Genomic DNA, 26,271 nt, shown 5'->3' with positions numbered 1-26,271 from the left:
AGCGTAAACCTGACACTTGGCCGCCGCTCTTCATGGGAGTAGGCTGCACCGGACTAGGAAGTTCTCGGGCCGCATTACGGATTAGTACGATGGCGGGACACGGCATGTGTTCCCGTCATGAGGGGACCGTTTATGCGAATCGCTTTTGACCGTCATGCGGCACGGCTGGCTGCGCGTCGGCTTGTCCGCGCGGGAATTGTTCGTTCAGGACTTTCTGGCCTTGCCGCCGCGCTTGCACTGGCAATCGCGCCGGACGCCGCGGCGCAGGAACTCCCGCTCTCGATTCGCGACAGCTTTCCCCTGGGGTCGGGCGGAAATGCGCTATGCCAGGTGCAAAGCAGGGTCACCGACGCCGCCATCGTCAGTCCTCTGGATCGGGCGTGGGCGGTCGTTTGCCGCGATTCGGCGCTGCCGGTTGGCTACGTGTTCGCGCTCCGCGGGGCGAATGGCCCTGCCGCGCTCAGCCAGCTCGACAGCCGGCTCGCCTCGCGCCGGGGCGACAAGGCGGATTGCGGAGGCGCTCGCAAGGTCGAGGCGTCGCTGATCCAAGGCGGCGAGGAACTGGCCTGCGAGTGGCGCGATCCTCAGCTTGGTTATTCGGTTGCGCACGTAACCCGCGGCAAGACCGTATGGTTCGTCGAAGGCTTTACCGCCTACAAGTCGGCGCTCGCGCTCGCGGTTCGCTCGCTCATGGCGGACAAGCTGCTGCCGGGCGAGATCATGGTGGCGACGACCTCGCTGGGCGACAGCGAGGCTTATGCGCGCATTCAGGCGCTCACGCTCGATCCGCAGACCGCGCTTGCGGAAGGGTATCATCGCAACAATTCCGGCGACTATGCCGATGCCGCCGCTTATTTCGAAACTTTGGAGCAGCGCCAGGCGGGCAAGGACGACCAGCCGATCGACCGTGGCGAATTTCTGATCAACGCAGCGCTACAGCGCTCCAACCTGTCCCAGTTTTCCGAGGCCGACCGCCTTTTCGCCGAAGCCGCCGCATTGCCCGCCGGAAACGCGGTGATCGAACGGCTGCGTCGCAACTACGAAGCGATTCACCTGCTGAACCAAGGCCGGTACCGCGAGGCTGTTGCTCGCCTGGCTCAGCCTTTGCGTGTCCAGAGCGCATTGGGATCCGACATTCTGCGCGAACGGCTCGAGGTAACGCCCCAGCTTGCGCGACGGGTCAACGCCAGCGATGCCGCAGGCAGCGCGCTCGGCCTGACCGACGACCTCAAGCTCAGCCCCGAAGAACGCGCGCTGATCCTCGACGCCCAGGCAGAGGCATTGAAGGGCAGTGCGCAGCGGCTAATGGGCGATCCGGTGTCTGCCCGGGCGAGCCTGCTCGACGCACTCAGTCGCGCCGTCGCGGTGCGTAATGGCCGGGTCGTCTCGATTGTCCGGTTGCGCGCACAGATCCTGACCGACGTCGCCACGATCGACGAGGCGGCGGGCGACTTCGCGGCCGCCGAACAGGAACTGCGTTCGGCGGCCCAGATCGTGGCCGTCCGCTATCCCGAGACGCGCAGCCTGGCCGCGATCCAGGCGCGGCTGGGGGCGTTCCTCGTCCGGCGCGGGCGCACCGATGAAGCCTTGGCGATCTATCGCGAGGTCATCGCTCGTTCGTTCGACCGCCGCGATGCCCTTTCCGGGCTAAGCAACCAGATGAACCCCTACTTCGACCTGCTGGTCGGTCGGATGGCCACCGATCCCAAGGCATCTGCGGAATTCTTCGCCGCCTCGCAAATCCTGGTCCGTCCAGGCGTCGCCGAAACGCAAGCGGTCCTTTCCCGCGAGCTTTCGGGGGGGAGCGACGATGCCTCGCGCCTTTTCCGCCAGTCTGTCAGCCTGACCCGCTCGATCGAACGCTCGCGGATGCAGTATGCCGCGATTTCGGGACTGGCTGATGCGGCTGCCCGCGCCGACGAGCTTGCCGCCCTCGACGGCCAGATCAAGACGCTCGAAGCGCAGCAGCAGGCAACGATTGTGGGCTTGAGCGCCTTCCCGCGGTATCGTGCCGTTGCCCAACATGGCCTGACCGAAGCCGAACTGCAGCAGGGCCTCAGGGCGAACGAGGCCTATGCGAAGGTCGCCGTGCTTGGCCAGTCCGTCTACGTCTATACCGCGACGCCGACGCACGCGACGGGCTACAGGGCCAACCTCAGCGCGAACGAGATGGAGCGGCTGGTCATGCAGCTTCGCGACAGCATCTCGCGCTACGATGGCGAGCAATACGTGACGGAGCCATTCAAGGTAGGTTTGGCCCGCCAGCTTTATGTCGCGCTGCTCGGACCCGCCAATGCCGATCTTCTCGCGGCGCACCACATCGTCTTCGAGCCCGACGGGGCGATGCTGAAGCTTCCGATCAACCTTCTGGTTGTCAACGACGACTCGGTCGCGCGCTACGATGCCGCCAACAAGAAGCCCAATGCGGACGCGTTCGACGATACGATGGTCGACTGGCTGGGGAAGGACCGGATCGTTTCGACCGCGGTCTCGGCCCGTTCGTTCATCGACGCGCGCAACCTGCCGCCGTCGAGCGCGAAGGAAGCATACCTTGGCCTCGGCAAGAACGCGACGATCAACGGCAGCGGCGGCAGTCTGGGCGTCCGCTCGGTCCGGGGTGACCAGAACCTCGGTTGCGACTGGCCGCTCGCGGCGTGGAACAACCCCATTTCTGACGCCGAGTTGATCGAGGCTCGCAGTCTTGTCGGCCCGCAGGGGAGCGACCTGATGGTCGGTCGCGCCTTTAGCGACACCGCGATCAAGGCGCGCACCGACCTCGACCAGTTCAGGATCCTCCATTTCGCGACGCATGGCCTGGTTACGCCACCCAGTCCCGACTGCCCGACGCGGCCCGCGCTGCTCACCTCGTTCGGCAGCGAGAAATCGGATGGCCTGCTCACCTTCAGCGAGATCTTCGACCTGCATCTCGATGCCGACATGGTCATCCTTTCGGCCTGCGACACGGCGGGTGAAGCGGATGTAGTGACGACGCGCGCGGCGGGCATCGCCAGCGGCGGCGGCAGTGCGCTCGACGGGCTGGTGCGCTCGTTCATCGGAGCCGGGGGGCGGGCGGTGCTTGCCAGCCACTGGCCTGCGCCTGACGATTTCGATGCGACCGGCAGGCTGATTACCGGGCTGTTCTCGGCGGGGCCCGGGGTCGCGACCGGCGATGCCCTGCTCGCCGCGCAGCAGCAGCTCATGCGCGATCCGCAGACTTCGCACCCGTATTACTGGGCCGGTTTCGCAGTTATCGGCGATGGCGCACGGCCGCTGCTGCGCCCGTCGGCGCCGATGACGACGGCCGCAATGAGCAAGTCTGTTCACGCTACCCTCGCGAGCGCCGCGCACCAATGATCGAACGTCGCCGAACACCCCGAAAGCAGTCGGTAGAGCTCGAGCGCGTCGCGCGCCGCGGGCTGTCGCAGCTTGGGTGGGAACGCGTTGCGATCGCGGTGCTGCTTGTGTTCATCTCGCTCGTCATCGCACGCGCGAGTTGGCAGCTCCCGCTGCTGCGCGACGCCGAAAACGCGCTTTACGACGTGCGCGCGGCAAACTTTGCTCCGGGCGTCGACACCGACAAGCGTGTCGTTCTTGTCGTCTATACCGCCGACACCAATCGCGCGACGGGCCAGATCTCGCCCGTCGATCGCACGATCCTCGCCCGCGCATTGCAGCAGATCGACACGATGGGCTCGCGCGGGGTTGGGATCGATATCCTGTTCGATTCACCGCAGGACGACGATCCGCTGCTGCAGTCTTCGCTACACGCGATGAAGACGCCGACGTTCCTTGCCTTCGCCGATGCGCGAACCAACAAGAGCGCGATAACCTACGAGCAGGAGCGCGACTTGCGCGCCTATATCGCTGCTGCGCGCAGCAAGACCGTGCAGCCCGCCAGCATCCTTCTCGAAACCGATTCGGACGGCGTCGCCCGGCGCTGGCCGCACCAGTATCAGGGATTGCCGACCCTGCTTTCGGTGGCGCTGACGCAAAATACCGCAGATGCGGACCGCAGGTTTGCGACCTTCACCGGCCCGATCCGTTACCGGGTCCCGCTTTCGTCCGACCGACCGGTGTTCGATAAAATCCCGATCGACCTTCTTGCCGACCCGGCCACCGCGCCCTTGGTCGCCGACACGATCCGTGGTCGCTATGTCCTGATCGGCGGCGACTTCTCCGATTTCGACCAGTTCGACACGCCGTTTACCCGCACCGGGGATCCGGTGACCGGCGCGACGCGCACGATCGGTGTCGAGATTCATGCGAGCATGCTCGCACAACTGCTCGATCACGCGATCCCCCGCACGTTTCCAGGCTGGGCCAAGTGGGCGGCCGCCGCGGTCGTGGTCGCATGCGGCGCGGGCACGGCCCTGATCATGAGTAACGGCGCCGTGGTCGGGCTGGCCGTGCTGTTGCAGTTCACCGTGTTCCTGTCGCTGCCGTTCCTGCTGGAGCGGTGGGGCGTCGACACGCTGGGCCTTGCTTCGATGGGCTGGATCGTCGGTTGGCTGCTCGCCTTCACCGCGACGAGCGGCGCAATGCGCGTAATCGGCGCCAAGCAGCGTGAATTCGCGCAAGGCGCGCTCGGCAAATACCTGCCGCGTTCGGTGGCGTCGGAAATCCTTCGCAACCCGGACCGCCTCTCGCTCCATGGGGAGAAGCGCGAGATTTTCTGCGTTTTCTCCGATCTCGAAGGCTTCACGAAGCTCAGCCACGCGATCGCGCCTGAGATGGTGGCGCAGCTTCTGAATTCCTACCTCGACCGGTTGAGTGCGATCGTGCTCGAACATGGGGGCACGCTCGACAAGTTTGTTGGCGATGCGGTGGTCGCCTTCTGGGGCGCACCGATTTCCTATCCCGATGACGGCACCCGAGCGATCCGCGCGGCTTGGGCGATGCACGAGGCGGGCGAGGAATTTCGCCGGTCGGCGCCCGAAGGCGTGCCGCCGATCGGCAAGACCAGGGTCGGCGTCCACTTCGGCCCGGCGATCGTAGGCAATTTCGGCGGAGAAGGGCGCATTCAATACACCGCGCTCGGCGATGCGATGAACACTGCTTCCCGCCTCGAGGCCGCCAACAAGGCGCTCGACACGAGCGTGCTGGTCAGCCGCGAAGCTATGGAGCGTTCGGGGCTGGACTGGTTCCGGCCGATGGGACGCGTGACCTTGCGAGGGCGTTCGACGCCGGTCGACGTTTTCGAGACCGTACCGTCCACCGAGCCCGTCGGGCGCGCGGCGGTGGCAGAGCTGGTCCTCGCCCACGACGCAGGCGACATCACCCTTGTGAAGCGTCTCACAGACAAATTGGCAGCGATGGGACAGGACCCGGCCCTGGGCAACCTGCTCGAACGACTGCAGCAAACGCATAAAGGAGAAAGCTATGTTCTGGGCTGACACGAGGCCGACGCATCGGCCGGCCGCCCGCACGCTGATCGCCGCCATCGCCGGCGTCGCCGCGCTTGCGGGGGCTGATCTGGCACAGGCGCAGGCGGTGGTCGTCCGCTCTACCGGTCCGTCCGCCGCGCAGTATCCCCAGGGCCGCAAGTTGCCGGCCAGCGCCAAGGTTACGCTGAAGGCAGGCGACCGGCTGACGGTCATCGACAAGGCCGGCTCGCGGGTACTCGCGGGGCCGGGCAACTTCGTCATGGACAGCACGGTGTCCCGCGACCAGCAGGGGGCCAGCCGGGTCGCCGGCTTGATGACCGGCACTGCCGCTCCTCGCACCCGTACCGGGGCTGTGCGCGGAGCTCCCAGCGCGGCGCGCGCCGCCGCTGCGCCGACCGCGCCCGACAGCATCTGGTACGTCGACGTCAGCAAGGGCGGAACCTATTGCGTCTCGAATCCGACCTCGTTGGTGCTGTGGCGCCCGAACCGGGCAGAGGATGCGTCGGCCAAGCTGACCGGGGCGAGCGGCAAGCCCGTTCCCGTGACATGGAAGAGGGGCAGCCCGCTGCGCCAATGGCCGACTGCGGAACTGCCGTTGACCGATGGCGGGGTCTACACATTCGCCGATCCGGTCGGTCCGACGGTCAAGATAGTGACCAAGTTCGTCTCGAATGTGCCGGCCGACGAGCTGGGGATCGCCGGGCTGTTGGCCGACAAGGGCTGCCACGCCCAGCTCGATGTGCTGGCCAACGCGCTGAGCGGCGGCGCGCCTGGCGGCATGCGGTGATCCATCGCCCGGCCCTTGGCATTATGGCATCGGTCCTAGCGACCGCCGGCGCCGCGCTGCCGCAGGTGGCAGCGGCGCAGGCGGTCGTGGTCCGCGCCACCGGGCCTTCGGCTGCCGCCTACCCGGTGGGGCGGAAACTTGCCGCCGGGGCGACGGTTAAGCTTGAAAAGGACGACGCGGTAACCGTGCTCGATCAGGCGGGCACGCGGATCATGAAAGGCAAGGGCAGCTTCACGATCGACAGCCGCGTGATGCGCGACCGAAGCACGATGATGTTGCTTTCGCGTTCGCTCAACAATCCGCAGACGGTGCGCGCGGGCGCGGTGCGGGGGCTTCCGATGGGAGACAGCGGCGAACCTGCCGCGCCGACTGTCTGGCTGGCCGACATCGACCGGGGCGGCAAGGTCTGCGTGCCCCAGGGGAGCGATCTCTACCTTTGGCGCACCAACAGCGACGCGCGACGCTTCACCTGGTTCAGCGAGGCCGACGGCGGCGGGATGGTGAGGCTGCAGTGGCCGCGTCGCACCGCGGGGATCGCCTGGCCGGCAGCAGTGGTACCACCGATCTCGGGCCGCAGCTATCGCAGCACCGACGATGCCGTGCCCGGGACGGAGCCGGGCAAGGGCGTGGAATTCGAAGTGGTGACGTTGGCGCCGGATTCGGTGCCGGAAGATCCCGACGCGCTGGCCAGCCTGCTTATTGAGCGAGGCTGCCTCGCGCAGGTCGATCTGCTGGCGTCAAATCTCGAACGGCGCGCCGCAGCGACCGCGATCGAAGGGCCTGCGCACTAGTTCGCAACGAGGGGAAGACGGGGTGAAAATGGGGCAAGCACGCGAAGCCAGGAAAAACGGCCGCCGGGTATTGGCGGGCCTGGCGGGAACGCCGGCGCTGCTGCTGTTCTCCGTTCCGGCCCTGGCCCAGGCCACGCCCCCTCCGACACCGCCGCCCGGTACTGTCACCGCCCCCACACGCGAAGAGATCGAGCGCGGCGTGATCGAAGGTGCCCTGCGCGAAAATCGCAATCCGGTCGAGATCGCGGGCGATGAAGTTCAACGTGCGCCTTGCCCGCTCGCCAGCCCTGACTTCGCCGGGATCAAGCTAACGCTTCGGTCGGTGACATTCGCCGGCGCCGACCAGGTTCCGGGCGTCGACCTGTCGGGGAGCTACCGCGAATTCGTTGGCCGCGAGATGCCCGTCGCGGTGATCTGCGAAATCCGCGATCGCGCTGCAACGACGCTTCGCCAGGCGGGCTATCTCGCCGCGGTACAGGTTCCTCCCCAGACCATCGAGAGCGGGGACGTGAAGCTCGACCTTCTTCTCGCGCGAATGACCAAGGTGCAGATCAAGGGCGACGCAGGCGCATCGGAAGGGCTGCTGCTCCGCTACGTCGAGAAGCTGAAGCAGGACCCGGTATTCAATACCAACCGGGCCGAGCGTTACCTGCTGCTGGCGCGGGACATTCCCGGTCTCGATGTGCGGCTGGCGCTTCGCCCTGTCGATGGCGCGCCGGGCGAGGTGGTCGGCGAAGTCACGGTTCAACGCACGCCGTTCTATGCCGATTTCACCGTCCAGAACCTCGGTAGCAAGGCCATCGGGCGGTGGAGCGGACTGGCGCGCGCTCAAGCTACCGGGCTGACCGGGCTGGGTGACGCAACCACCGTCAGCGTCTTTTCGACCTCCGATTTCGATGAACAGATCGTCCTCCAGGCCGGCCACGAGATGCGTGTGGGCAGCGAGGGCCTGACCCTGCGCGGCGATTTTACTTACGGCTGGACCCGGCCTTCACTGACCAGCGGACCGCCGATCGAATCCCGCACGCTGGTGGCCAGCGGCGAGGCGGCCTACCCTTTCGTGCGCGCGCAGACCCGCAATGTCACCGGCGCGGTCGGCTTCGACCTGATCGACCAGAACGTCGACTTTGGCGGGATAGCGCTCAACCAGGATCACTTGCGGGTCGCGTTCGCCCGGCTGGACATGAACGGTATCAGCCCGCAGAGCCTTTCCGGGCGCGACGGATTCACGCCGCTCGAACCTCACTGGTCCTGGCTCATGAGCGTCGAGGCGCGGCAGGGCATCGACGTGTTCGGCGCAACGCGCGATTGCAGCGGCGCGCCCGCAGGCTGTTTCGCCACGGGCGAGCCGACGCCCAGCAGGATCGAAGGCGATCCGACCGCCTTCGTGCTGCGCGCCGCCGGCCAGTTCGATTATCGCCCTGTCCGGTCGGTCACGCTCTCGCTGGCTCCGCGCATCCAGTATTCGCCAGATGCGCTGCTTTCGTACGAGGAATTTTCGGGCGGCAACTACACCATCGGACGCGGTTACGATCCGGGCTCGATTCTTGGCGACACCGGCGTCGGTTTCCGCAGCGAGGTCCGCGTCGGTTCGCTCTTGCCGAAGACTGCCGGAGGCACCGCGCTTCAGCCCTACGCATTTTTCGATGCTGCCTGGGTCTGGAACAAGGACAGCGCGTTCGACGGCCTCGATCCCCAGAAGCTCTATTCGGCCGGCGCCGGGGTGCGTGCCAGCATCCGCGATTCCGCGCGGCTGGATGCGCTGGTCGCTGTGCCGCTGCGCGACACCCTTACCCAGAACGTCAAGGGCGACGTCCGCTTGCTCCTGAATCTTACACTCCAGCTCGCTCCGTGGCGCTGGTAAGCGATTGTGTTGACTGTAGTTTGTACGATGGAAGGCATTTGACATGACGGGCATCGACAGCACTCGGCCCAACTCAGCACCAGCCACCCGCACACCGGCGCGGTTGCTGGCGGGAGTATCGCTTTCCGCGGCTGCGCTCTCCCTGGCGCTTGGCCCGCAACCGGCGCAGGCGCAGGCCGTCAATGGCACGCCGACGGTGGTTTTCGGCGCGGATGCGCCGACCCGCAGCGCCGCGCAGGATTCGTTCAATGTCACCGCCAACGACGCGCTGATCGACTGGGACGTCACCGACCCGTCGGTATTCCTCAATGCCAACACGTCGCTCAATTTCGCGCGCGATGGCGGCGCCTATTCGGTTCTCAACCGGGTCGTCTCGTCGCCTTCGTTGACCAGCACCCTGGCGATCAATGGCGCGGTAAACGCCAGCGGCGGGAAGATATTCTTCTATAACCCCGGCGGCTGGGTGGTCGGTGGAGGCGCCGTCTTCGACGTCGGTTCGCTCCTCCTCACCGCAAGCCCAGTACTCATCGACGACAAAGCTGCGGACGGACAGAAGTTCACCAACGCTGCCGGCACGATTAGCCTGGGTCAGGCGACCGTTCCGGGAGCATCGATCACCGTCAACCAGGGCGCGTTGCTTTCCACTCTGGCACAGGACAGCTACATCGCGCTCGTCGCGCCGCGCGTGGTTCAGGGCGGCACGGTCAGCAGCGGTGGCTCGGTCGCCTATGTCGGGGCCGAAGCCGCCGACCTGACGATGAACAACGGCCTGTTCGACATCAATGTCACGGTGGGCACCACCGATCAGAACGGCGTCGTCCACACCGGCACGACCACCAGTTCGGTGGCCGACACCGCTCCTCACGGTCAGTATCTCGTCGCGGTTCCCAAGAACGATGCGCTGACGATGCTGGTATCCGGCAATCTCGGATACAACGCGGCATCGAGTGCCGGCCTCGTCGACGGGCGGATCGTGCTGTCGTCCGGGCATTCGGTCGTCGGCGGGCAGCCGGATGCGACGACACCGGTGCCGGGCGGAAACATTGCGATCAGCAATGCCGTGTTCAACGGAGACACGCGCGCAGTCGCGAGTGATTCCATCGCCCTTACGGTCAAGGATCCCTCCCAGTCGGTCACTACGGTTGGCAATCTCTCGCTCGAGGCGGGCAACGCCGTCGGGATATCAGTGGACGGCACCGAATCTTCGCTCACCGTAACCGGCAATCTCGGCGTCACGGCCACGAACGGGCCGAAGGGCGGAAAGATCGACGCGACGATCTCCAACGGGGGCAATCTCTTCGTCGGCGGAACCTTCGACGCGCACGCAGATGGTTTCGGCCGGCTCGCGCTGGATCCCGAAACCCAGAATCTCGATCCCGCGGTGCTTGGCGAAGATGCCAGCGGCGGATCGGTGGCGGTGACCATCGACAAGGCCACCGCCAACATTGGCGGGAACGTCTCGATGAGCGCGGATGCGCGCGGCGGGATCGGCGGGCTCGGCGCGGGCGCAGCTGATGCGGGCTCGGTCAGCCTGGTATCGCGCGGCGATGGACCGACCCTGTCGTTCTCGCCGACGGCCACGTTGTCGCTCAGCGCGAACGCCGACAGGGCCAACTACCAGGGACAGCAGTTCTATTTCCCAGACAATGGCGCCGCCAGCCAGGCTGGATCGGTAACGCTCGACATTTCGGGCGGAGCGTCGTTCGGGTCCGCCCAGCTCTCAGCCTTTTCCGCTGCCTCGTTCGGCAATGACGTTAATCCACACAATGCCGACGCGGGTATCATCGATGCCGCATTCCGCAACGGCACCTACAACATTGGCGTCATCTCGAGCTCGACGGCTGCCTATGCCGAAAACGGCGGTGCGGCAAAGGGCGGTACCCAGTCCCTTACGGTCGACAACGCGACCCTCACGCTCGCAAACTACCTCGATTCCAGTAGCTATTTGCAAGGTTCGAGCGACGGCACCGGCCTGATCTCGGTCAGCAGCATCAATGGCGGACTGCTGGATTCGCCCTCGATCTACCTGAGTTCCTACGCGAACTCGCCGGGAAGCGGCGTCTCGAAGCCTTCGGGCATCGCAATCACGGCCGATGGCGGAGCGATCAGCACGGGGTATCTTTCGGCCTATTCCTCTGGCCGCGGCAGCTTCGACGCTCCCGATGCCAAGGGCGGCGCGATCGACGTCAACATCAGCAACGGCGGGTCGCTGTTCGGCGGCAGCATTTATCTCCAATCGACTGGCTTCGGCTCTTTCGGCCAGGATGGTGGCGTCGGCACTGGCGGCGACATCACCGTCAACATCGGCGACGGCAGTTTCACCACCGGCGGTTATCTCTCGATCGGCGCCGAAGGCTATGCCGGAAGTCCGAGTGCGCCAGGCGGCCTCAACGGACTTGGCCAGGGCGGCAAGATCACCATCTCGCTGACCGACCCGGCAGCCAAGTTCGCGTCCGATTACGTCAGCATCTACGCGCCCGGCTATGGCGGCTCCGGTGGCGGGGAAGTGGCCGTCGAGGCGCTGACGACCCTGCCGGGCGCAGGGGGAGACGGCACCGGCGGCACCGTCTCGTTCAACGCGAATGCAGGAACCGTCACCGCGTCGCAGATGTATCTCTCTGCGCTCGGCCAGGGCGGCGACGGCTTCAACACTTCCGACAACCTCGCCTCGGGTGTCGGCGGCAAGGGCGGAACCGGCACCGGCGGAACCGTGACCTTCACCCAGAGCGGTGGCAGCGCTTCGATCGCAACGCTCGATTTGCAGAGCGACGGCTATGGCGGCGCGGGCGCGGACAGCTTTGGCCCGGACGATGCGCCGGCCGGCGACGGTGGCGACGGGAAGGGCGGCACCGCCAGCGTATCGCTGACCGGCGGAACGCTCGCGGCGAATACGGTCAACGTGATCGCAAACGGCAATTACGGCTCATATTTCGGCTATAGCGGAAACGGTGGGCGGGTGTTTACAGGCCCGCCGACGCAAGCAGGGCAGGGCGGCAACGGAGAGGGCGGAACGGCCTCGCTGACGATCGACGGCGGCATTCTTGCCGACCTCGTCGATACGGCTGATTCGAGCGGCTTTAACACCGCGCTTTCCGTGGTGGTTGATGCCGATGCCTATGGCGGTAACGGCGGAGATACCTACGGCTCCGTCGATGGACCTGTCCTGGGTCGCGGCAATGGCGGATCTGCCAAGGGCGGAAGCGCCACCTTCGCCCTGATCTCCGGATCGGCCGACGCGAGCAATATTTCGGTCAGCGCCGATGGGTACGGGGGCCTTGGCGGTATCGACGCGAACGAACTCGGCGCGAGCGCGAGTACGGCCGGCAACGGCGGCGCGGGTGCGGGGGGGGCCGCCCAGCTTACCATCGGCACCGACTTCGCCGCGATGACGACCGATGGTTCCAGCCGTTCGATCAGCGTGAGCGCCGAAGGTTCAGGCGCTTCGGGTGCCGATGGACTGATCGGCGGTCTGGGCGGCGATGCCAGCGGAGGAAGCGCGGCAATCGACGTCACGGGCGGCAAGGTCGCGCTCAACGACGTGTTCCTTTCCGTTTATGCGGGAGCGGGCCGCGGCGGGGCCAGCGGAGCGGACAACACAGGCGCAGTAGGCGGATCGGCCAATGCCGGCACCGCTTCAGTGTCCGTCGCTAACGGAGCGGTGCTGACGCTGACCGGAAGCCAGATCAACGCCGGTGCGACCGGCGGCAGCGGCGGCCGCGGCGGAAGCGGCGATGGCGTTGCCGACATTTCGGGCAAGGGCGGAAGCGGTGGCAGCGCGACCGGCGGCACCGCCATCATTGGCGCGCAATCCGGTGGCACGCTCACCCTCGTTCCCGGCGAGGGATCGTTGCAGCTCAGCGTCGATGGAATCGGCGGTTCGGGCGGCGATGGCGGCAGCAGCGTGCTGTTCGGCGGCACTACCTTCGGCGATGGAGGCGACGGCGCCGCCGGGACAGGCGGTGCGATCACTTTCGCAGCGGACGGCGGCACGATCAACGCGGGCTCCGCCTCGTTCAGCGCGGTGGGTTATGGCGGCTACGGCGGCGCCCGGCCTTCGTTCGACACCAGCGCGACCGACGCTTCCAACGGCGGCAGTGGCGGTGCGGGGACTGGCGGTGCGATCACGCTCGGCAGTTCGCTGGCCGGCGGTGCGCTCAACTTTAATCGGCTCTCGGCAGATGCGAGCGGCTACGGCGGGATCGGCGCGGGCGGCAGCGGGTTCGATGCGACAACCCTGACCGGCGCGTCAGGCGGAGCGGGCGGCACGGGGACGGGCGGACGCGTCACCTTGTCGAGCGCCAGCGGCGCCAGCACGATCGTCAACAACGATCTCACCTTGCTGATGATCGCTTATGGTTATGGTGGCGGCGCTGGTGCCGGGGCGACAGGCGGGGTCGACATCGAGACCGGGGCCGGCGGCGCTGGAGGCACTGGCGGAGCCGGCGGGTCCGGCTTTGGCGGCGACATCTCGATCACCGCGCCGGGCGGGCTGGTGCGCACAAACAACGCGTCGCTCTATGGCAATGGATATGCCGCGGGTGGCGGCCTGGGCGGCAGCGGCGGCGTGGGCCAGACTACCGGGGCAGCGGGCACCAGCGGCACGGCCGGATCGGCGCAGGGCGGAAACGTGCTGATCAGCGCCAGCCCGGCAGCCGGCTTCCAGGGCGGTCTCGATCTTGGCGAAGTCTCGATCGACGTCACCAGCGCGGTCAGCGACCAGAGCATCTTCACGCGCGGGCCCGCGGGCTCGGTGACGATCAGCGACACGGTGGACGAAAACAACGGCGGGGTGAAATTCGTCTCGCTTCTCGTCGATGCGACCGATCCGGGGACCGGCGTGCCGCTGGTCTCGATCTCGAGCATCGACCAGCCGATTCGCATCGCCAACGACGCCAACGTGCAGAGCGGCGGCGACATTCTGGTGACCGCAACGGGCACCGGCGGCCTCGCGGTTGGCGGGATGCTGGCCTTGACCGCCGATCGCGACATCGCAATCCGCAGCATCGCCGGCGGCCTGGTGTCCGCCAGCGACATCTTCCTGTCGAGCGGACGGGCAACTTCCGTATCCAGCGAGAATTGCTCCGATCCGCTGTGCCTGACCGTCGCGGCTACCGGGGCGTTGTCGGTCAATGCCGGAACGAGCTTCGATCTTGTTGGCCCCGCGCAGATCAGGGGCGTCGGCAGCATCGATGTGCGTGGCGAAACGGAGATCACCGGCGGCGCTGGCAGCGGCTACATTTCCGACGGCGACATCGTGCTGACATCGGGCGGGGACGTTACCGTTCGCAACGCTTCGGGCCGATTCCTCGACTTCGAGGCGGGACAGCATTTCGTCTTCGTCCCGCAGACCGAATCCTTCTCGGTCGTTTTCGACGGTGGGACCCTGACCCTTGGAGAGGCGGCCGGTGGTGGCACCATCGCCGCGAGCGACGGACTTCTCGGCCTTGCCGGGAACGACATCGTTGTGACCCCCGGTGCTTCGCTGTCGACAGGCTTCGGCCTGCAACTGACTGCGGGTGACGATATCCTCATCGGCCCGGCCGCAGCGCTCGCCGCGAACCTTTTGGCGGGGGCGCTGCCGCAGGCGCTTTCGCTCGATGCCGGCGGACTGGTCACGCAGACCCCGCCAGCAATCGGTGACATCGCCAGCCTGATAGTGGGCAACCGCGCAAGGATCGATGGCGGTTCCGGCCCGGTCCAGATCGTCGCGAACGCGATTGATGCGCGCGGCGCCACATTCGCCGGGGGCGATTTCCTGGCCGACGTTCGCAACGCGCCCGCGCCCGGCGCGACGCAAGGCGACGACGGCGGGCAGCTTTCGGCCGCATGTCTTGAAGGCGATATCTGCATCGGTTCGGCCCTGTTCAGCGGGTCCGTCCAGATCGGGCAGGGCAAGAGCGTGCCGGTCCACTTCACCGGCCTGGGCAACATCACGGGCACCAGCATCGCCATCACCGCACGTGACGGCCTTATCTATGGCCTGGCGGCCACGCCGGTCAGCCTTTCCGCAACGGGGCCGGTCACGCTCGTGTCGCAGGCGGGCGATGTCTCGCTCGTCGGCAATGCGCTGGTGAGCGGCGGCACCGTCGACATCTCAGCAGCGGGATCCGTCGTCGGCAACGGTAGGATTGTGTCCTCCGGCGATGTCGGAATCAGCGTCGGTGCGAACATCACGGCGGACTCCATCACCGCGGGCCGCCAGTTGACCTCATTCGGCCAGACCGGCGGCATCCTCGAACCCGTGTTCGCCGTGCCGGGCAACTTCACGGTGAACTCGCTGCGCCTCGGCGCCGATGGCGTAATCGCTGGGGGCGGCGACATAGTGGTCGGCTTTGCCGATTTCGCCGGCAGCAACCTCGACTTCACGGCACAGGGCCTCGTTTCGCTCGGCTCGACCGGCTCGATCGGAAACCTGGCGCTGACCGGCGACCGGGCGAGCTTCGGTACGATCGGAGCCTCCGGCAACATCCAGATCAAGGCCACGAACGCGATTGCCGGCACCTCGGCCACCGCGGGGGGATCGCTTCTGTTCACCGGCGCCACGATCGACGCCGCGTCGCTCCAGTCGGGCACCGGTATGACGCTGGCCAGCGGCGGCGCGACGACGCTCGGGTCTGCGACTGCCGGAACCACGCTTTCCATCAATGCCGGGTCGATCATTGCCGGGTCGCTGCGGTCGGGCGCCAATATGACGTTGTCCAGCGCGGGCGCGGTTGCGCTCGGGTCGGCCACATCGGGTGCTGGGCTTGCCATCCAGGCCGGCCCACTGAGCTTCGCGTCGCTGACTTCGACTGGCAATACCTCGGTGAACGCGACAAGCGTTGCGGGTGGAGACGTTGCTGCGGGCGGCAGTGTTCAGGTGACTGCCGCCAATGCACTTGTGCTCGGCACGGTCACGAGCGGCGCTGCTCTCGGCCTCCAGGGCGCCAGCATCGCGGCCGGTGCGCTGCATTCGACCGGTCCGGCCACTATACTCAGCCCGGGCGCGGTGTCGCTCACGACGGTCGACGCGGGTACGAACCTTACGGTCGGGGCCGGCGCACTTCGCTTCGACAGGTTGGGATCGGGCCAAGCGACCGCAATCGACGCCGCGAGCGTCGCGGGCGGCGATATCGCCGCAGGCTCATCGCTTCGCGTCACCTCGCCAGGTGGAATCACGCTTGGCACGGCGACAGCCGGAACTACGCTAGCTCTCGACGGGGCGACGATCGCTGCCACTTCCTTGCGTTCGGGCGGCGCCATGTCGCTGACAAGCAGTGGTGCCACTTCCCTGGGCACGGCCAATTCCGGCGCCGGTTTGACGATCACATCGGGCGCGCTCGACTTCACCTCGCTGACCTCGACCGGCAATACGCAGATCACCTCGGCAAGCGTTGCGGGGGGCGATATCGCAGCCGGGGGCAACCTTCAGGTAACCGCGACCAACGCCCTGCAACTGGGCGCCGCGACTGCCGGAGGAACACTCGCGCTGCAGGGCACGACCATCGCGGCTTCTGCGTTGCGCTCGACGGGGGCAATGTCGCTCACGAGCGGCGGATCGACAACGCTGGGCACGGCCAATTCGGGCGCCGACCTGACGATCGCGTCCGGCCCCTTCAGCTTCGCCTCGCTGACCTCGACGGGCAACACGAAGGTGGATTCGTCCAGCGTGTCGGGCGGCGACATCGCGGCCGGAGGCAACGTCCAGGTCACCGCGACGAACGGCCTCCAGGTCGGCGCGGCAACTGCCGGCGGCGCACTGTCGCTGCAGGGCGCAACAATCACGGCCGGCCCGCTGCGATCGGCGGGCGCCACCGCGCTATCCAGCACCGGCGCTGCCGCTCTCGGCATGGTCGATGCGGGGACCGGCCTGACAATCACGTCGGGCGACCTTTCGTTTACCCGGCTCGCCTCGGGTCAGGAGGCGACGATCGATGCGGCGAACGTAGCTGGCGGTGACGTTGCCGCCGGGACCTCGCTTCGCATCACGACCCCGGGCACTCTGAGCCTGGGGACGGCGACCGCAGGCACGACGCTCGCGCTCGACGGAGCGTCAATAGCAGCGACCACGCTACAATCGGGCGGAGCGATGACCCTCGCCAGCAGTGGCGCGACCACGCTGGGCAGCGCTACATCGGGAGCGGGGCTGACGGTGAATGCCGGTTCGCTTGGCTTTGCCGCCCTTCGCGGCGCGGGCGACGTCGCGATCACCGCCGGATCGGTCAGCGGCGGCGACGTCACCTCGACCGGCGGCTCGGTTAACCTCGCTTCCACCGGACCCGCTACCGTGGGAACGGTGAGCGCGGCAAATGACGTTACCGCACGCGCCACGACCCTCGCGTTCGGCGCGATCAACGCCGGCCTTTCGACCGTGATCGACGTCACTACGCTGAACGGAACGGCGATAACGACCGGTCAGGACCTGACCATCCGCAGCTTCAATAGCCTGTCGTTCGGCAGCCTTGCCGCAGGACGCAACCTGTCGCTCAATGCGTCGTCCGGGGCGATCACGATCTCTACCGATCTCGACGCAGGCGGGTTGATCTCGCTTATCGCCGACGCGATCCTGGTGAAGGCTAGCGGGCCGTTGAACGTCAACACTGCGATTGCGGACAACGGGGATATCGGCATCGTCACCGACGGCGCCCTGCAAGTCGGGCTCGCCCAGGCGATAGGCGATATCAGCCTTCGCTCGACCGCGGGATCCTTGACCTTGGGAACCGCACGCGCCGGATATTCGCCGGCCACGCCCGCAGCGATCAATGAGGGCGGGACCAGCCAGGGCACGCCCGGGCCGGGCGATATCACGCTGGCCGCCGCGACGTCCGCGACGCTGCTCGATACCGTCGATGCGAAGGGGCGGCTCGACCTGACCGCCGCCACGATCGATCAGCGAGGCCTCGCGGTCGGCAAGGTCATCGCGTACGGCTCGGGCGACATTGCGCTCGGTGCCAACGCCCTCCTGGGACAGAGCAGCTACACTTCCGCGATCACGCTCTCGAACACCGGCACCGCCGGCGCGGTGCTCGGCACGACCTCGAGCACGGCGGCGGGCTATCGGCTCGATAGCGCCGAGTTTGGGCGCATCCATTCGGGCGGCGACTTTACCGTCAACGGCGGATCCTCGCTCACCGTGGGCACTCTCGGCGCGGTCGCCAGCGGGGGCACTACCGACGGTGCGATCGGGGCGACCGGCACGCTGGCACTGCGCACCACGGGCAGCGCGAATATCGGCGGAGCGCTGTCGCTGGCGAACGCGGGCGGCAATACGCTCGTCGTGTCGGCCGGCAGCGACATCGTGATCGATGGGGCGACGGGCTCCATCGCGCTTGCCGAAGGCTCCGGCCATGGCGGGACACTCCAGCTTGGCGCCGCCCGGGTGATTGCGGCCAGCTCGGCGGCGCTCCCGTCGATCGGATCGCTCACCGGAAGCGCGCTCGACGCGCGTCTCGCCACGGTCGATACCGGGCTGGCGGGCCGGACCCTGCTCGATGCTGGCAACATGGCCGTGACGATCAGCGGCGGCTTCTACGTGCAGAACACGGGGGGCATGACCTTCGATACCCGGCGTGGCTTTGCCGCAGATGCGCTGTCGATCAAGACGGGCTCGACCCCGGCAGACATCGTGATCAACGGCACCATCGCGGGGCAGGGCGGACTCACTGCCCTGCGTGCCACGAGCATCACGGGGACCTATACCGACTTCTCGACCATCAACGGTTGCCGGATCGCGGCCAATTCCTGCGGAACCATCACTTTCGATCCGCTGCGCGAGTTGCTTGACGAGGAAATCTTCACGGACGGAGCGTTGGGCGAGATCGGGGTGAACCTGCTTCTTGGCCGGCTCATCACGATCAACCGCGTTGCGCCCCCAGGCTTCGAAACGGTAATCGACGAGCCGGTGACAGGGGCGGGCAACGAAGATCTGCTCAGCGGGTCTGGCAGCAGCGACGACAACTGTCCGGCTGACGATCGCACCAAGTGCGACAAGCCGCCCAGCGATGGTGCCAAACCGGGTTCATAAGGAACGGTCGACGAGCGCTTGACCGGGGCGGAGGCGGCAGGCCAAGAGCGGGCGGCATGTCCGTTCCGCCTTCCCCGCTTCCCGCGCCGCTGCGCCTGTTCAACAGCCTCACGCGCGAGGCCGAGAAGTTCTCTCCCGTCCACGCGGGAGAGGCGCGGGTCTATTCATGCGGACCGACGGTCTACAACTTCCCTCACATCGGAAACATGCGCGCCTACGTCTTCGCCGACGTGCTCGGCCGGACGCTGAGCGCGAAGGGCTACAAGCTCACCCACGTGATCAACATCACCGATGTCGGCCATCTGACTGACGACGCCGATGCGGGTGAGGACAAGCTGGAGAAGAGTGCGCGCGAGCGGGCCCAGTCGATCTGGGAAATCGCACGTTTCTACACCGAAGCCTATTGGGCCGACGTGAAGGCGCTAAACATTCGCCAGCCCGCGCACTGGTCGATCGCGACCGACTATGTTCCGGCGATGATCGAGTTCGCGCGCTCGATCGCACAGGAGCACTGCTACGAACTGCCCGGCGGCCTCTATTTCGATACGTCGACCGTTCCCGAATACGGCCGGCTGGCGCGCAGCGCGACCGATGAGGGCGAGGGCCGCATCGACGCCGTGGAAGGCAAGCGACACGCGGCGGACTTCGCGATCTGGCGCAAGACGCCGGCGGGGGAGAGCCGCCAGATGGAATGGGATTCGCCCTGGGGCCGCGGCGCGCCAGGGTGGCACCTGGAATGCTCGGTGATGGCGCATGCGCTGCTCGGCTTCCCGTTCGATATCCACACCGGCGGCATTGATCATCGTGAGATCCACCATCCCAACGAGATCGCGCAGAATCAGGCGTTCTGTCATTCCGACGCAAGCGGCGCGAAGATCTGGATGCACAACAATTTCCTGGTCGAGCGATCGGGAAAAATGTCGAAATCGAGCGGCGAGTTTCTTCGCCTGCCGCTTCTGGTTGCGAAGGGCTACCATCCTTTAGCGTACCGGCTCATGTGCCTGCAGGCGCACTATCGCAGCGAACTGGAGTTCTCGTGGGATGGCCTCGGTGCCGCGCTCGTGCGCCTCAAGCGGCTGGTGATGGCGGTCGAACCGCTTCACGGCGAAGGCCCGGCCCAGGTGCAGGATCCCAGGCTTGCCGGCCTGCTGCACCAGTTTGATGTTGCAATCAGCGACGATCTTAACACGCCGATGGCGCTGACCGTGCTCGACGAAGTCGTTGCGCTCAAGAAGGTCGACGGTGCGCAGAAGGCCGCGGCAATCGGCATAATGGACGCCGTCCTGGGTTTCGGCCTGAGCGACATGAAGCGGACCGATCTTCGCATCCGCCCCTCCGATGCTCGGATCGAGCCGGAGGCTGTCACGGCCGCTCTGGACGAGCGGATCGCGGCACGCGCGGCGAAGGACTTTGCCCGGTCGGACGCGATACGGGACGAACTCGCGGCGGCGGGAGTCGCCGTGATGGATGGTGACCCGCTGGGATGGGACTGGAAGCTCTGATGAACAAGACCGTTGCCGTACTGTCAGCCATGTCCCGCTCGCTGCTCGAGCCGCGCCTGCCTGAATGGGTTTCGCCGAGGTGGTTCACCTCGACCGAGGAGCTGTTCGAGCATGCGCCGGACGCCGAGATCGGCTGGTTCGACCTCTACAAGACGCAAGACATGGCCCAGGCCATGAAGCTGGCGACGGGCCTGAAGTGGCTGAATTCGGTTTATGCCGGGCTCGACGGCTTTCCCCTGGACCTGTTGCGCGAGCGGGGAACCGTAGTCACGAACGGCGCGGGTATCAACGCCATCACCATCGCCGAATATGTCGTGATGGGGATGCTGACGATCGCGAAGGGCTACCGCGAGGTCGTCCATGCGCAGGACCGGCACGAATGGCTTATGGATTCGCCCGGCAAGGTCGAACTGGCCGGGAGCCGTGCGCTCCTTCTCGGCTACGGTGCGATCGGCCAGCGGGTCGAGCAGCACTTGCGCGGGTTCGATGTCGAGGTGACGGCGGTGCGCCGCACGCCCGGGCCGCAAACGCTCGGCCCGAACGAGTGGCGTGCCCGGCTGGGTGAGTTCGACTGGGTGATCCTTGCAGTCCCTGCAACCGCAGATACCGAGAGAATGATCGGCGCCGAGGAACTGGCCGCGATGAAGACCACCGCCGCGATCGTGAACGTGGCCCGTGGCACGGTGATCGACCAGGAGGCGCTCGTCGCCGCGTTGACCGAGAAGCGCATCGGCGCTGCGTTCCTCGATGTCACCACGCCCGAACCGCTGCCCGCCGATCACGCGCTCTGGTCGCTGCCAAACGCGCACATCACCATGCACCTTTCGGGCCGCGCCCAGGATCGGATGTTCCAGCGCGCAGTCGATCGTTTCGTCAAGAATCTCGCCCGTTTTCAGGCCGGCGAGACCTTGCAGCCTAAGGTCGATCTGACGGCTGGCTACTGACCCGATCGCCCCGCGCCACAGTGGGGGTGACTCGGCCAGCGCCATTTGTTACCCACCTCCATCGGGCGGTTAGGCGGGGCCATCAACGACACGTCGCCGGCAGGGTCGCGCACATATTCAAGCAGGACAATTGCGCCTTTGGCCGCGCAACAAAGTCCGGCGACGATCAGGGGGCGTGAAACATGGCTGATTCCGGTGCGGGCAAAAAGGCATCCGATCTCTTTATCGAATGCCTCGAGGAAGAAGGTTGCGAATACATCTTCGGCGTGCCGGGCGAAGAGAACCTGGACTTCCTGGATTCGCTGTCCCGCTCCAAGAAGATCAAGCTGATCCTCACGCGCCATGAGCAGGGCGCCGGCTTCATGGCGGCGACATACGGACGGCACACCGGCAAGACCGGGGTGTGCCTCGCAACACTAGGGCCGGGCGCCACCAACTTCGTGACCGCCGCGGCCTACGCCCAGCTTGGCGGGATGCCGATGCTGATGATCACTGGCCAGAAGCCGATCAAGAAATCGAAGCAGGGCCGTTTCCAGATCCTCGACGTGGTCGCGATGATGGGTCCGATCACCAAATACGCGCACCAGATGGCGTCGTCCGACAACATCCCGAGCCGTGTGCGGGAGGCGTTCCGCCTGGCCGAGGAAGAAAAGCCCGGCGCCACGCACATCGAGCTGCCCGAGGATATCGCCGACGAGCATACCGATGCGCGGCCCCTGAAGCGCAGCATCTCGCGCCGCCCCAGCGCCGACCCCAAGGCGGTGAGGATGGCGGTGCAGGCGCTTGAAAAGGCAAAGAAGCCGATCCTCGTCATCGGTGCCGGCGCCAACCGCACGATGACCGGGCGGATGCTGCTCCAGTTCGTCGAGAAGACCGGGATTCCGTTTCTCACCACCCAGCTCGGCAAGGGCGTGGTCGATGAACGGCATCCCAAGTTCCTCGGCTGCGCGGCGCTCTCGGCCGGGGACTTCGTTCATCGCGCGGTGCAGGATTCGGACTGCATCGTGAACATCGGCCACGACGTTATCGAGAAGCCGCCGTTCTTCATGGCGCCCGACGGGCCGACAGTGATCCACCTTTCGACCCGCAGCGCAGAGGTCGATCCGGTCTATTTCCCGCATATCGAGGTGATCGGCGATATCGCCAACGCGATCTGGCAGATGAAGGAAGATATCGTTCCGTCAGGCTCGTGGAACTTCGACAAGATGATCGGCTACCGCAAGGCGGAGGTCGAGCATACTGCCGGTCTCGCGAAGGATGAGCGTTTCCCGATCTTTCCGCCGCACCTCGTCCAGGAGGTGCGTGCTGTAATGCCGGATGACGGGATCATCTGCCTCGACAACGGGGTCTACAAGATCTGGTTCGCCCGGGGTTATACCGCATACAGGCCGAACACCGTGCTGCTCGACAACGCCTTGGCGACGATGGGCGCGGGGCTGCCCTCCGCGATGATGAGCTCGATGGTCTATCCCGATCGCAAGGTCATGGCGATCTGCGGCGATGGCGGCTTCATGATGAACAGCCAGGAGATGGAGACGGCGGTCCGGCTGAAGCTCAACATCACGGTCCTTATCCTGCGTGACGACAGCTACGGCATGATCCGCTGGAAGCAGGCCAATATGGGGTTCGACGACTTCGGCCTGACTTACGGCAACCCGGATTTCGTGAAGTACGCGGAAAGCTACGGCGCGATCGGCCACCGCGTGGAGAGCGCGGCGCATCTCAAGGAACTGCTCCAGCATTGCCTCGACACGCCCGGCGTCCACCTGATCGATTGCCCGGTCGATTATTCCGAGAACGACCAGATCCTGAACAAGGATATCAAGGACTTGTCGAAGGCGCTGTGAATATGCGAGCCCCGGCTCCGGCCGGGGCAAAGGGCGGCAGGCAGAGCATGAGCATGCGGAAGCCCCCGGTTCCGGCTTGCGCCGGAAATCAGGAGATGACGATGGTGAAGCTCAAGGACGTTTACCCGCTCTACCTCAACAACAAGGCGGCGCAGCCGAACACCGACCTCATGGTCACCGACAAGTTCACGGGCGAGGTGGCATTCCGCACCGCCCTCGCCACGCCCGACGTGATCGACGAGGCGATTGCCGGCGCGGTTCGCGCGGCCGAGCCGATGGCGAAGCTCGCAAGCTACGAGAAGCAGGGCGTCCTAGACCACTGCGTGACGCGCTTTCGCGAGCGCTTCGACGAACTGGCCTATGCGCTGTGCGTCGAGGCCGGCAAGCCCATCAAGGACAGCGAGGGCGAGGTTACCCGCCTGATCGACACCTTCCGGATCGCCGCGGAAGAAGCCACGCGCAACTACGGCGAAGTCCAGCCGCTGGATATTTCAGAGCGCGCAAAGGGCTACATGGGAATGTGGAAGCGCGTGCCGATCGGCCCGTGCAGCTTCATCAGCCCGTTCAACTTTCCCCTGAACCTCGCCGCGCACAAGATCGCCCCGGCAATTGCGATGGGCTGCCCCTTCGTGATGAAGCCTGCCAGTCTTACTCCGCTCGGGGCAATCATCATGGGCGAGGTACTGGCCGAATGCGACGTGCTGCCCGAGGGTGCGTTTTCGATCCTTCCGGCCAGCCGTGACGGCGCTGACCTTTTCACTACGGACGAGCGGCTGAAACTGCTGTCGTTCACCGGCTCACCGGCCGTGGGCTGGGAGCTGAAGGCAAAGGCGGGCAAGAAGAAGGTCGTTCTCGAACTCGGCGGCAACGCGGCGGTGATCGTCGACAAGGACGCGGACCTCGATCATGCGCTCGAGCGGATCGTGTTCGGCGGGTACTACCAGTCCGGGCAAAGCTGCATTCACGTGCAGCGAGTGATCATCCATGCCGCCGTGTACGACCGCTTTCGCGACATGCTGGGAGCAAGGGTCAAGACTCTCGTCTCGGGAGACCCCAAGCAGCGCGACACGTTCATCGGCCCAATGATCTCGGAAAAGGAGGCCTCGCGCCTCAAGGGCTGGGTCGATGCCGCCGTTGCCGGCGGCGCGACATTGCTGGCGGGCGGCGGCTGCCGTGGCAACATGCTCGACGCGACACTGCTCGAAAACGTTTCGCGCGAAAGCGATCTTTATCGCGAGGAAGCGTTCGGTCCGGCGGTCATCCTCTCGAAGTTCACTGACTGGCACGAGGCGCTGGACGAGGTGAACGACAGCAAGTTCGGCCTCCAGGCGGGCATCTTTACGCGCGATCTACACCAGGTGCTGGATGCCTGGGACGGCCTCGACGTGGGCGGCGTGGTGGTCAACGACGTGTCGTCGTACCGCGTCGACAACATGCCTTACGGCGGGGTCAAGGATTCGGGGTTGGGCCGCGAAGGGGTGCGCTTTGCGATGGAAGACATGAGCGAGATCAGGAACCTGGTTATCCGGCGGATTTGAAGCGGCGGGCATTGGTGCGTTCAGGTAACGATCCGATGCGAAATCGGTCGAGCCGAATTCGCCACTTGAACAGGCGCTCAAGGTCCGCTTTAACGTGCCGCAGGGTCGCATCGCTGGAACGACCGTAAAGGTTCGGCCAGGCTCAATTGTCATAGCCGGCAGGAACGAGGGGCGATGCTGGGGACTATCGACTTTTCAGTGCAGCTGCGTGCACTTCGACGCCTGGTCGGCTCCCTGCCACGTGCCGGACTGCTGGCTCTTGCCGCGTGCATCGCCATGGCCGGCGCCGCGATTGCCGCCGCGCTCCTCATCGCGCCAGCGCCGCTCAGTGCCCAGCAGGGCGGTGCCTCGCCGGAAATCCGCCGTACGCACATGGGGGTCGCCAGCTGCGCGGGGTCGACTTGCCACGGGCATTCGGTCGCGGATGGCACGCCCGTCCGTCAAGACGAAGTTCTGCGCTGGCAGGAAGAATCATCGCCCACCGGCGCGCATAGCCGTGCCTATCGCGTGATCCGCGAGCAGCGTGGCCAATCCATCATCCGCCGCATGGGGCTCGACGATGCGGGCGTGCGGCGCGAATGTCTCGGCTGTCACGTCGCGCCCGGCGCGGCGAAGCTCGCCGATGGCGTGGACTGCGAAGGTTGTCACGGGACGTCCGGCGGATGGCTGTCGACGCACTATACTGTCGGCGCCAGTCATGCGCGCAACGTCTCGCAGGGGATGACCGATCTCGTGAATCCCCGGGTCCGCGCGAACGTGTGCCTCGACTGCCATCTCAGCGGCGACGGGCAGGGCCAGTTCATCGCGCACCGGATCATGGCCGCCGGCCACCCGCGCGTTTCGTTCGAACTCGACCTGTTCTCGGCCCTTCAGGCGCACCACAACGAAGACGCGGACTATGTTCAGCGCAAGGGTGGCAAGACCAACTCGATGCGCATGTGGTCGGTCGGCCAGGCGGAGGCGGTCAAGCGCAGCCTGACCCTGTTCATGCAGCCCGCGCTCGCAAACGAGGGACTGTTTCCCGAATTCACCTTCTACGATTGCCACAGCTGCCATCGCCGCATCTACGACAGCGACCAGGCCCAGGTTTCGGCGTTGCCCAACCCCGGTCGTCCGATCCCGGCGGGGATGCCGCCCTACAACGACGAGAACATGATCATGCTGCTGGCCGCGGCAAAGGTCGCAGCGCCCGATCTCGCGGCGCAGTTCGACGCGCGGAGCAAGGCGTTCCATGCGGCGATGACGCGGGGCCGGTCCGAAACCGTTCAGGCCGCGGGCGCGCTTCGCCAGTCGGCCGATGCGCTGTCCGACCGCTTCGCCGGCACGACTTTCAGCCGGGCGCAGACTTTTGCGATGATGGAAACCATCGCGAGCGAGGCAATCTCGGCGCGCCTCACCGATTACGAAGGAGCGGTGCAGTCGGTGATGGCCGTGGACACCCTGCTCAACGGGATGGTCAACCAGGGGATGGTCTCGACCGCCGCGGCCGCCGGCCTGCGTGCGCAGATCAACCAGGCCTATGCCGCGGTGCGCGAACCGAACGGGTTCCAGCCGGTCGCCTTCCGCCGCGCTCTCGGAGGCGCAGTCAGCAGCATCCGGAGCCTGCGTTGA

Annotated in this window: 11 protein-coding genes; all 11 read left to right on the top strand. The window is 66.2% G+C overall.

Going from position 1 to position 26,271, the window contains the following annotated elements:
- Positions 1–132: 132 nt before the first annotated feature.
- On the top strand, positions 133–3,354 hold the full coding sequence (locus tag ACFO0A_RS06750) for a CHAT domain-containing protein (protein WP_379538245.1): 3,222 nt from the start codon (positions 133–135) through the stop codon (positions 3,352–3,354).
- Positions 3,351–5,393, top strand: a complete 2,043-nt coding sequence (locus ACFO0A_RS06745) for a CHASE2 domain-containing protein (protein WP_379538244.1) — start codon at positions 3,351–3,353, stop codon at positions 5,391–5,393. Before ACFO0A_RS06750 ends, ACFO0A_RS06745 begins: the two co-directional genes overlap by 4 nt.
- A complete protein-coding gene (locus tag ACFO0A_RS06740; RefSeq protein ID WP_379538243.1) occupies positions 5,380–6,171 on the top strand; it encodes a hypothetical protein in 792 nt (263 codons plus the stop codon). Before ACFO0A_RS06745 ends, ACFO0A_RS06740 begins: the two co-directional genes overlap by 14 nt.
- Before the next feature lie 23 nt (positions 6,172–6,194).
- A complete protein-coding gene (locus ACFO0A_RS06735; protein ID WP_379538242.1) occupies positions 6,195–6,962 on the top strand; it encodes a hypothetical protein in 768 nt (255 codons plus the stop codon).
- Between the two features lie 28 nt (positions 6,963–6,990).
- Positions 6,991–8,826, top strand: a complete 1,836-nt coding sequence (locus ACFO0A_RS06730) for a ShlB/FhaC/HecB family hemolysin secretion/activation protein (RefSeq protein WP_379538241.1) — start codon at positions 6,991–6,993, stop codon at positions 8,824–8,826.
- 43 nt (positions 8,827–8,869) lie between these two features.
- The gene (locus ACFO0A_RS06725; RefSeq protein WP_379538240.1) at positions 8,870–18,829 is read left to right on the top strand and encodes a hypothetical protein; all 9,960 of its coding nucleotides are present in this window, start codon (positions 8,870–8,872) and stop codon (positions 18,827–18,829) included.
- 56 nt (positions 18,830–18,885) lie between these two features.
- Positions 18,886–20,331: a cysteine--tRNA ligase gene (cysS, locus tag ACFO0A_RS06720; protein WP_379538239.1), complete on the top strand. Its 1,446-nt coding sequence runs from the start codon at positions 18,886–18,888 to the stop codon at positions 20,329–20,331.
- Positions 20,331–21,275: a D-2-hydroxyacid dehydrogenase gene (locus ACFO0A_RS06715; protein WP_379538238.1), complete on the top strand. Its 945-nt coding sequence runs from the start codon at positions 20,331–20,333 to the stop codon at positions 21,273–21,275. Before cysS ends, ACFO0A_RS06715 begins: the two co-directional genes overlap by 1 nt.
- 182 nt (positions 21,276–21,457) lie before the next feature.
- A complete protein-coding gene (locus ACFO0A_RS06710; RefSeq protein WP_379538237.1) occupies positions 21,458–23,122 on the top strand; it encodes an acetolactate synthase large subunit in 1,665 nt (554 codons plus the stop codon).
- Between the two features lie 95 nt (positions 23,123–23,217).
- On the top strand, positions 23,218–24,660 hold the full coding sequence (locus ACFO0A_RS06705; protein ID WP_379538236.1) for an aldehyde dehydrogenase family protein: 1,443 nt from the start codon (positions 23,218–23,220) through the stop codon (positions 24,658–24,660).
- Between the two features lie 174 nt (positions 24,661–24,834).
- The gene (locus tag ACFO0A_RS06700) at positions 24,835–26,271 is read left to right on the top strand and encodes a multiheme c-type cytochrome (RefSeq protein ID WP_379538235.1); all 1,437 of its coding nucleotides are present in this window, start codon (positions 24,835–24,837) and stop codon (positions 26,269–26,271) included.

Origin of the sequence: Novosphingobium tardum, assembly GCF_042652045.1 — a bacterium.
GTDB classification, from domain to species: domain Bacteria; phylum Pseudomonadota; class Alphaproteobacteria; order Sphingomonadales; family Sphingomonadaceae; genus Novosphingobium; species Novosphingobium tardum.
This window is presented reverse-complemented; position numbering and strand designations above follow the sequence as displayed.

What these genes read in the sequence shown, in the direction of transcription:
- ACFO0A_RS06750 (WP_379538245.1), top strand. Translation starts at nt 133, where the DNA reads ATGCGAATCGCTTTTGACCGTCATGCGGCACGGCTGGCTGCGCGTCGG.
- ACFO0A_RS06745 (WP_379538244.1), top strand. Translation starts at nt 3,351, where the DNA reads ATGATCGAACGTCGCCGAACACCCCGAAAGCAGTCGGTAGAGCTCGAG.
- ACFO0A_RS06740 (WP_379538243.1), top strand. Translation starts at nt 5,380, where the DNA reads ATGTTCTGGGCTGACACGAGGCCGACGCATCGGCCGGCCGCCCGCACG.
- ACFO0A_RS06735 (WP_379538242.1), top strand. Translation starts at nt 6,195, where the DNA reads ATGGCATCGGTCCTAGCGACCGCCGGCGCCGCGCTGCCGCAGGTGGCA.
- ACFO0A_RS06730 (WP_379538241.1), top strand. Translation starts at nt 6,991, where the DNA reads ATGGGGCAAGCACGCGAAGCCAGGAAAAACGGCCGCCGGGTATTGGCG.
- ACFO0A_RS06725 (WP_379538240.1), top strand. Translation starts at nt 8,870, where the DNA reads ATGACGGGCATCGACAGCACTCGGCCCAACTCAGCACCAGCCACCCGC.
- cysS (WP_379538239.1), top strand. Translation starts at nt 18,886, where the DNA reads ATGTCCGTTCCGCCTTCCCCGCTTCCCGCGCCGCTGCGCCTGTTCAAC.
- ACFO0A_RS06715 (WP_379538238.1), top strand. Translation starts at nt 20,331, where the DNA reads ATGAACAAGACCGTTGCCGTACTGTCAGCCATGTCCCGCTCGCTGCTC.
- ACFO0A_RS06710 (WP_379538237.1), top strand. Translation starts at nt 21,458, where the DNA reads ATGGCTGATTCCGGTGCGGGCAAAAAGGCATCCGATCTCTTTATCGAA.
- ACFO0A_RS06705 (WP_379538236.1), top strand. Translation starts at nt 23,218, where the DNA reads ATGACGATGGTGAAGCTCAAGGACGTTTACCCGCTCTACCTCAACAAC.
- ACFO0A_RS06700 (WP_379538235.1), top strand. Translation starts at nt 24,835, where the DNA reads ATGCTGGGGACTATCGACTTTTCAGTGCAGCTGCGTGCACTTCGACGC.